Genomic DNA, 238 nt, shown 5'->3' on the forward strand with positions numbered 1-238 from the left:
CGAAGGCGATCGTCACTGCCGATATACCCGCCTTGGTCAGCAAGCCGCTCTTCAATCCGGGCGGCTTTATCTATGAGGTGGCGGTGCGGCCCTTCACCATTCTCCATCCCGACGTGCCGGAGGCAGAGCGCGGCACGGTTGCAGCCCTTGCTCATCCCTCCGTCATCGCACACCTGAAGCGGATCGGTGTCGACGCCGTCGAACTGATGCCGATCACCGCCTGGATCGACGAGCGCCA

The 238-nt window shown here is 63.4% G+C and carries 1 pseudogene; it reads left to right on the forward strand.

Features of this window, described 5'->3' with window-relative positions:
• Nucleotides 1-238: pseudogene (locus EOD29_RS34845) on the forward strand (glycogen debranching enzyme GlgX); the annotation flags it as partial.

Source organism: Mesorhizobium sp. M1A.T.Ca.IN.004.03.1.1 (genome assembly GCF_003997555.1).
Taxonomy (GTDB): domain Bacteria; phylum Pseudomonadota; class Alphaproteobacteria; order Rhizobiales; family Rhizobiaceae; genus Mesorhizobium.